The organism is Streptomyces sp. NPDC002889 (assembly GCF_042888425.1).
Classification (GTDB): Bacteria; Actinomycetota; Actinomycetes; order Streptomycetales; family Streptomycetaceae; genus Streptomyces.
Genome location: NZ_JBIAPT010000057.1, coordinates 1 through 8,074, shown reverse-complemented (window position 1 = coordinate 8,074; position 8,074 = coordinate 1). Strand labels below are relative to the sequence as shown.

The 8,074-nt window shown below is 67.4% G+C and carries 6 protein-coding genes and 3 pseudogenes; 3 read left to right on the top strand and 6 right to left on the bottom strand.

Annotation, left to right across the window (positions count from 1 at the left end):
• Window positions 1-97 precede the first annotated feature (97 nt).
• A pseudogene (locus ACFYWI_RS38115) lies at window positions 98-256 on the top strand (transposase); the annotation flags it as partial.
• 3 nt (window positions 257-259) lie between these two features.
• On the opposite strand, the pseudogene ACFYWI_RS38110 reads toward ACFYWI_RS38115, so the two are convergent.
• Window positions 260-415, bottom strand: a pseudogene (locus ACFYWI_RS38110) (IS5/IS1182 family transposase); the annotation flags it as partial.
• Window positions 416-1,611: 1,196 nt separating this feature from the next.
• Between ACFYWI_RS38110 and ACFYWI_RS38105 the strand changes: the two are divergent.
• Both ACFYWI_RS38105 and ACFYWI_RS38100 read left to right on the top strand, forming a co-directional pair.
• Entirely contained in the window at window positions 1,612-1,740 is a 129-nt protein-coding gene (locus ACFYWI_RS38105) for a hypothetical protein (RefSeq protein WP_389240716.1), read from the top strand.
• Between the two features lie 289 nt (window positions 1,741-2,029).
• On the top strand, window positions 2,030-2,818 hold the full coding sequence (locus tag ACFYWI_RS38100; protein WP_389240714.1) for a hypothetical protein: 789 nt from the start codon (window positions 2,030-2,032) through the stop codon (window positions 2,816-2,818).
• A 759-nt stretch (window positions 2,819-3,577) separates the two neighbouring features.
• Here ACFYWI_RS38100 and ACFYWI_RS38095 read toward each other — a convergent pair.
• The 5 genes and pseudogenes from ACFYWI_RS38095 to ACFYWI_RS38075 all read right to left on the bottom strand — a co-directional run.
• Window positions 3,578-4,804: pseudogene (locus ACFYWI_RS38095) on the bottom strand (acyltransferase family protein); the annotation flags it as partial.
• Between the two features lie 380 nt (window positions 4,805-5,184).
• Window positions 5,185-5,796: a hypothetical protein gene (locus tag ACFYWI_RS38090; protein ID WP_389240712.1), complete on the bottom strand. Its 612-nt coding sequence runs from the start codon at window positions 5,794-5,796 to the stop codon at window positions 5,185-5,187.
• Window positions 5,793-6,440 carry an RNA polymerase sigma factor gene (locus tag ACFYWI_RS38085; protein WP_389240710.1) on the bottom strand — a complete coding sequence of 216 codons (648 nt, stop codon included), beginning with the start codon at window positions 6,438-6,440 and terminating at the stop codon, window positions 5,793-5,795. Before ACFYWI_RS38085 ends, ACFYWI_RS38090 begins: the two co-directional genes overlap by 4 nt.
• A gap of 169 nt (window positions 6,441-6,609) precedes the next feature.
• The gene (locus tag ACFYWI_RS38080; protein ID WP_389240708.1) at window positions 6,610-7,524 is read right to left on the bottom strand and encodes a transposase; all 915 of its coding nucleotides are present in this window, start codon (window positions 7,522-7,524) and stop codon (window positions 6,610-6,612) included.
• A partial coding sequence (locus ACFYWI_RS38075) for a transposase family protein (protein ID WP_389240706.1) occupies window positions 7,521-8,074 on the bottom strand: 554 nt, incomplete at its 5' end. The genes ACFYWI_RS38075 and ACFYWI_RS38080, both read right to left, overlap by 4 nt.

Sequence of the window (8,074 nt, the reverse complement as noted above, 5' to 3'; positions counted from 1 at the left end):
ATAGCACGAGCGGCAACGCGGCCTGACAGACACGGGGTCATATCTCAGACTCCCACCAACACCCTTCTGCCGAGCACTTATTGAAATACGGGCCCTCGGCCGCACGGACAACAGCCAGATCGGAACGTTCCTGGCCTATGCCTCCGCCACGGGGGCGTTGATCGACCGCGAGCTCTACGTCCCCGTCTTCTGGACGGATGACCGTGACCGCTGCCGCGCGGCCGGGATCGACGACGAGGTCCCCTTCGCGACCAAGAACGGTGCGGTGGACGGTGTCGGCCCATGCCTTGGTGACGCGAGGATGTGCCTGCGCGATGTTCTACAGCAGGTGAATGCCGGCGTTGTCGGAAACGCTCGCAACGGTGGCCGAGACGGCCAACAGCAGGCCGAGGGTGTCGACGCCGGTGTGGCGCTTGCTCGAGGTGGAGGATGGGGGACTGTTCCGGCTGCGGAAATTGTGCCTCTCAGCCTGTCGCCACCAATGACGGTCAGTTGGGCGATGTTTCGACAGTAGCTCTGACTGAGCGGTGTCGGAGCCGGGCGGCCGTGAGTTCCATCTCAACTAGCGTGCCCACCAGACCAGTCGTCTTCAACTCGTCTGCCACGGTTCGCGCTTGTGCCAGTGACAGTCCGTGAATCTCTCGAAGAGCGCGTAGGACGGGCACCGACTTGGCCTCGGGCTCCATCAGCCGGAGCCGGGCAGGTCCATGTTCTGCCAAGAGCGCCTGGCGGATCTCCTCCGGAGTGTCGTGGCCGCTGTCCTGCTCGCACCAGGCAATGGGGCAGGCCTGGCAGGATCCCACAGTTCCCCACCACAGCCGATCGCGGTCGATGAACTGACCGGTGTCGCGTATCAGCACACCTCCGCAGGCTTCGCACCGCGTTGTGATTTTCACGCCCTGGCTGATCACAGCCCTCCTCATCATCGGACCTCGCCCTGGATGGTGCCCCACGGGTTTCCCCTTCGTCGACCGCTTATCGTCGCCAAGGTCCACTGGTCCCTGACCTGGGATGTGCGATGGACGGGTCCTCGTGTCGCGAGGGTTGGCCTGACAGGTCGGCGATGCGCCGCTCGCCGAGTGCGAGGGCGAGTGCCTGTCGCAGTTCGCGGTTCTCCGCTTCCAGCTGCAGGTTGCGTTCGGTGGCAGCCTCCAGGCGTCGAAGTAGGGATCGGAGGCCCGTTGCCCGGTCGGGAACCGACCGAGCCGGAATCCGTAGCCTCCTCGCGCTCGTCCTGGCTGCCCTCCAGCTCGCCTGCGATCGAGGTTGGCGGCGACCTGCTCGTTCATCTCGGCGACGCGGGTGCGCCTGCAGCTCTTGGCGTTGTCGATCGGCGTCAGGGTGCGAGTGCGCTGTTCGTGCAGCTCGAGCAGGAACTCGAGCGCGCAATCCCGACATCTCTTGCCCGCTGCCTGGTGAACAGGGGAGCCTCGACGCCCCTTCGGTAAAGCGAAGGGAGACCTCCGCGGGACCCTTGCTTCCTACGGCCTGGCCTCGCGGAGATTCTCCTCTCGCCAGTCGACGGGCGCGCGTCCGACTCAAGGAGACCGGAAGCCATGGCTTTTCTGTCCAGCATCGCTGTCATCATCCTGACCCTGGCCGGGTGCCGCGGTGGCCTTGGCCGTCGCCGGCATCGCCGCTCCAGCCGTGGCGGGCGGCGACGTGACGATCAGCATCACCACGGGCGGGAAGGGCGAGCCTGCGCAGCCCGGTTTCGGCGACCCCAGCAAGTCGGTCTGACGGCCAAGCGGTGAGCGGCCCTGTGCCCGGTCCTCTGCGGGTCGGGCGCAGCCCCGATTCGGTGTCCAGGTCGGTATCTCCCTCGACGGCGGCCGAACCGCGAACGACCGCCACCATGGAGCCCTCCGCGCCGGGCCCGGCACACTTGCCGTGCGGTGCGCCGACGACCCGTCCGGCGGAGTATCGGGGGATTGACCTGCTGTTTCTGCAGCCAGTCCGATGATCTCGGGTCCGATGCGTCGCTAGTCTGTTCCTCCCGTCAGCACGGCGGGAGGAACAGGGGTGGGACATGCGCAAGAAGATTGCTGTGGGGGCGGCAGTGGGGGCTGTGTCCGCCATGCTGGTGACTGCGCCGAGCGCGCAGGCCGAGGGCCGGGGTGACATCCGGGTCACCAAGGCGGTGGTGAACAACGGCGGCAACGTGATCGTCGGGGTTAAGGACGTCAAGACCTTCCCGATCGCCATTACGATCAAGGACAACTCCGGGGTCAAGGGCGTCAGCTGTGTTTCGGCGTTCAACCGCAACAACGGCCACGGCCCGGTGGATCACATCGGGACCTCGTGCAAGAAGATCAGCGCGACCACGTCCGTGTGCACCGCGACCATGGAGATCAACCCCGCGTGGATCGACGACTACGGCAGCGGCAACGACGGCTGGGACGCCAATTCGGTCGCCGGTGACTGGACGGTGAACGCGACCGTCCAGGCGAACGACGGTGACTACTGGATCTCCGACTCCATCGCAGCGTTCCGCGTCAAGCGCGCTGCCGTGCTGACGACGAATGCCTCGCCGGAGCCCGTCGCCAAAAGCAGCAAGCTCACCGTCACCGGTCGGCTGACCCGCGCGAACTGGACCGACCTCAAGTACCACGGCTACATCAACCGGGAGGTCCAGCTGCAGTTCAAGCAGGCAGGTGCCACCTCCTACCGGACCGTGAAGTCGGCGACCACGAACAGCACCGGCAACCTCCGCACCACTGTGACCGCGACCTCGGCCGGCAGCTGGCGCTGGTACTTCCCCGGCACGGCGACGACGATGCGGGTCATCTCCGCCGGCGACGCCGTCGCGCTCAAGTAGGCCGCCCCCGGCCATGCACAGCGCCCCGCTCTGGATCCGCCGATCCAGAGCGGGGCGCCGCCGGTTCAGGCGCTCAGCACATCTTGGAGTAGACCCGGGCCGCTCTCTTGCTCTGCGCTGCCTGCCTCCTTGCCCTCGGCGCTGCGCCCACGGGGCACCGTCCACCACCGCCGGGCCGTGCCCTGTGCCCATTTGAGGGCTGGGGTCACCAGTCGACGTGCTGACCTTGTCCGCTGGTGCGACGACTAGCCGAGCCACCGGGCGAGTCCGTTCGCCGTCACCTTGCCGCCCAGGGGCACACTGTCTGGTGCGGTCATCGTGCTGATCTCCTTCGTGACTCGACATCTCGAAGATCAGCCAGTGGCCGTTCATCTATGCTGGCATCATCCCGACGCCGGAGCAAACCCCCGGATCAGGTCGAACCCGTACACCACCTCCATGGACGCAACCGGACACCGGCGGGGAAGCAACCCGTCAGTAGTTTTCGGAGCTTCCTGGCCACGTCTTCTTCACCTGCCAAGGCGCGGTCCTGGTGTTGTCGAGTCGTCCGTGCGTAATGGAGCGCGGCACGTTGAACATGTCGGCGATCTGCTGGACGTCTCCCAGCCGTCGTAGAGCCTCTGGGGAAGGCGGCCTTGACCGGTGTGAGCTTGGGGCGACGCACTGGCCCGTATCTGCCGTCAAAATGCCCCGGACCAGATCGGCCCGGGGTGTTTCGGTGCTCCAGGCAGGATGGCGAGATACATGCGGTACGGGCTTTCGTCGCGGCGGCCAAGCGCGGCGTTCCAGCTTCCGGCCCCATATCTGGCTTGGTGCTTCGATGTAACGGTAGGTCAGCACGCACAGGGGCAGCAGCATGGCGAAGAACGCCACTTCGAGCACGAGATTGTCCCGCCGCCACCGGCCTATCGTGCCGTCGGTCACCGCCAGCAGCACCGGATGCACCAGGTAGACCGAGTAACTGATCGTTCCCAGCCCGGTCAGCCAGCGCGGGATCCGCCGGCGGCGCAACGCCAGTCCGACACCGAAGGTGAGCACGGCCAGCAGGAATGCCACGATCCAGCCGCGCCGTGTGAAACGGGACCCGCCGCCGTATCCGTACGCACTCCCTACCGCGCAGGCCACCACCACGACGGCTGTGCACGCAGCGTACCGCCAGGTGCTCTGACCGTGCTCGCCCCGGTAGGCGGCGGTGCCGAGGAACATCACAGCAAGGATCACCAGGCCCTCCCACATAGGGACCGTGCCGTTGGAAGATGCCAGGACAAGCGCCAGCACCCCGCCCAACACGCCCCCTGACACGCGAAGCACGGGTGACACAGCACTCGCACAGCAGATGGCGACCACCATGGCGATCGAGGCAACCGCGACCAGCGGGCCGGTGCCCACCGCGCCAGAGAGGGCGGAGACCGGCAGCACGACCCCTGCCGTCCCGCTTACGGCGGCGAGCACGGCCAGGGTGACGGCGACCGCTGCCGACTGCTGGTGTAGGCGGACCGTGAAGAGAGCAACCACCAGCAGGTAGAAGGCCATCTCATACGAGAGTGTCCACAGGGGAAGAAGGAGGTTGGGCGTCCCCAGCAGCTCTTGGAGCAAGGTGACATGGGCGACGGCTACGGCGGCAAGGCTCTGCCGGCCCAAGTTGGCGCGAATCTCGGCGATTCCCATCAGGTGGAGGGCGAGGACCGCGGTTACGGCAGCCGCCCACAGTGGGTACATGCGGAATATTCGTCCGATCCAGAACGTCCGGACGCAGCCTCGGCGCTCCAGCGACGCGGGGATGATGTAGCCGCTCACCAGGAAGAACACCATGATGCCGTACCGGCTGGTGTTGAACTCCGGCATGAACTCCCACCGGAACTCCGCCATGAAGGCGTACGACGAGTGGTCGAACACAACGACGAGTGCCGCGATGCCGCGCAACGCGTCCAGCCAGCCCAACCGCGACAGACCGGCCGACACGGTGGATGTGGGTGACCGCAACATCACGGAAGGTGACTGACCCGGCGAAGCAGGGACGAGGGGTGAGGGTTCCATTCGTAGACCGAGTCCTCTTTGGTGGGGCATTCGTTGGGCTGGTCATGGGGCGGGGGGAGATCGCCAAGCCTCTGATGCGGCCGTCGAAGATGCGGCCGCAAGTGGCGGGAGACAGGACACGCCTGATGAGGCGCTTTACGCCGCGAGCACCCGTGTGATCTTCAGTGGCTGCGCCAGGTCCAAGTAGGGGCGAAAGGTGGGGGCGAACTCACCATGCCCATCGCCCGCGCTGCGGGCTGACCGTGCGCCATATGCGGTTCCCCCGGTTGCCTTGCGGCCCGCGGAACCTCGGCTCCGCGGGCGTCAACGTGCTTCGGTGGATCCGTCGGCTAGTCCGGCAGGGCGACCTTCATCGGAACGCAGGGCTCGGCCTCGCTCTTGGTCTCGTAGAACTCGACCGCGCGCGGCTGGGAGCTGCCTTTGGTGTTCTCGAAGGTCAGCACGTTGCCCCGGCGCAGCGTGACGTCCCAGCCGGCCTCAAAGGGGATGACGGGTACACGGTTGCCCTGTTCATCAATCGCCACGAGCGGAGAGGCGACTTTGCTGCGCTCACAGACGTAGCCGGCAGCGAGCACGTCAACGGTCACGTGAATGCCCCATGGGCGCACCTTCCTCGCGAGTTCACGCTGGGCCGCGACACTGATGCTCTGGTCCTTGACCGTGAGCTTGACACTGCCGTCGCCGACCGGTTCCACCGCGTATGCGTTCGAGCCGGTCGGCGAACCGGGCATCACCACTGCGGCCAGCCAGGCCGCCGCACACGCCGCCGCAACGACGGCCATCCGGCGCGGAGCGAACAGACGGCCCACTGAAGCCTTCGCCCTGCCGACGCCCGTCTTGACCTCAGCCGATCCGGTGCCGCCTACCCCGGCCTCGCGCCGCTCGATCTCCCTCTTCAGCTCACCCAGCAGCCGGTCCTCGAACGTCGTCCTCGTACTCATGCCTCTCCCCTTGCGACGTACAACAGCGATGCGTCCGGCGTCTCCGCTCCCGTGGAGCTTGTCTGTGCGGCCACGGGATTCGTCTCCGCGGCCTTGACGTCCGCCTCCTCCCGCAGGGCCTTGCGCGCCCGGTGCAGTCGGACCCGGGCCGTGACCTGGCGGATGCCCAGCGCGGCCGCCGCCTCGGTAACCGTGAGCTGGTCCACCGCGATCAGCTCCATGACTGCCCGCTCGCCCTCGGGAAGCCTCGCCAGCGCCGCCAGGGCACGCCGGCCGGGGCTCTCAGCGTCGAGTTTGTCCTCGATGCGGACGACGTCGTCGGCCTCCAGCAACCGCCGTCCGGAGAAGCGCAGATCGCGTTCCGCCTCCCGGGCGACCCGGCGGCGCTCCGACGACACGACGTTACGCGCAATGCCGTACAGCCAGGCCGTCTCGCTGCCGAGGCGCGGCCGGTAGGAGTCGGCCGAGTCGAGGACGGCGAGGAAGGTCTCGGCCGTCAGGTCAGCCGCTGTGTTCGGGTCGTCGACACGCCGGGCCACGAAACGCATCACCGCGTCCACGTGCCGCCGATAGAACTCTTCGAAGAGCTGCGGGTCACGTACCGCCGCTGCGGGCCTACCCCGTAAACGTTCCGCGCCATCCACAGGCGACTCCTTCTCTTCGGAGGCATCCCGGTCCTCATCGTCGGAGGTGTACCGGAGTTCTTCAAAGGCACTTCACTTGTTCTTGGTTCGAGGTGCGAAAAGCGTTACAGAGTGAACCCGATGAACCGACCGTCGCCGCCCTAGTACTCCAGCTGACGTTCGAGATTTGTCATAGCGGCGCTGCTTGTCGTCGCTGGTAGTGGCGTCGTTGGGCGGTGTGCTGGTGGTGTCGTCGCCACTGCGACCAGTGCTGTCGGTGTCCGGGCGGGTGGGGCCGGTTGTGGTCGGCGACGGCGAGCAGGTGCGCGATCTCGTTGCGGGTCAGCCGGATCATCTGCGCGTTGTCGGGTGGTTCGGGCTGCTCGGCGGCGGCGATGGTGAGGAAGGCGTGGGCGAGCATGACCAGCACGGTCCACCGAGCCCAGGAGACGTAGCGGCGGACCTGGTGTTCATCTAGACCGGCAAGGCCCTTGCCCGTCTGGAACGCCTCCTCGACCTTCCACCGGATCCCGGCGATGCCGATCAGCGTGTTCAACGACACCGGAGCTGGGGCCCAGCAGCGGTAGAACGCGGTCTCGCCGGTGGTCGGGCTGCGCCGGATGAGCAGATAGCGCCCCCCGCGCTCCGGCGGTTCGGGCTCGTCCAGGTGTGGGTACGCCCACTGATACCAGCGCGGTCCCTTGGCACCGGCCCCGGCGCTGCGGGTATGCCAGCAGTACTCGGGCAGGCCGGCTGCCAGGTCGTCGACGTGGATCCGGGCCGGGCCGATGCTGATCCGCATCGAGCGCGCAGTGGCCAGGACGTAGCCGATCCGGTGCTGCTCCAGACCGGCTCGCAGCATCGGGTCGCTGCCATAGACCTCGTCGGCCGTCACCCAGCCCGGTCGGTGGCCTGCGGCCAGGGCCCGCTCGACCAGGCGCAGCGCCAGCGCGGGCTTGGTCGCGAACTCCAGGTCGCCCGGCAGGCCGGCCGCGGCGGGCCGGGTCGTCCGCCCAGGACCGCGGAACGTACAGCTCGCGGTCCACGAACGCCGCCCCGGCCAGCGTGGCCCAGACCGCGCACACTGAGCCTTTTCCAACCTCACTCTGAGCTGGTCAGATGAAGGGTGAGGACGGCCTGGACGAGGCTGGTGATCCGGGTGGTCGAGCACCGCAGTTTGCGGAGGACCCGCCAGGACTTGAGGGTGGCGACGGCCTGCTCGACGAGGGCCCGGATCTTTGAGTGGGACCGGTTCACTGCCTTCTGGCCTGCGGAGAGGGTCTCCCACCGTCCCCAGCACGGAATGCGGACTGCGCCGCCAGCGCCTCGGTATCCCTTGTCGGCCCAGCACTGGATGCCGGCCTCGGCGAGGGTATCGACGATTCCGTGTTCGCGGGCCGCGCGGATGTCGTGGACGGCGCCGGGCAGGGCTGGTGAGGCCCATAGCAGTCGGCCGAAGGGGTCGGAGATGACCTGCACGTTCATCCCGTGCTTCTTGTGTTTGCCGGAGTAGAACGGCCGGTCCGCGGCGATGCGGTCGATCGGCAGGAGCGTGCCGTCCAGGATCAGGTACGCCTTCGCCGACGCGGTCCGCACCGCGTCGGCCAGGCTGGGGGCGAGAGCGGCCAGGAGCTCGACCGCCTCGATGACGTAGC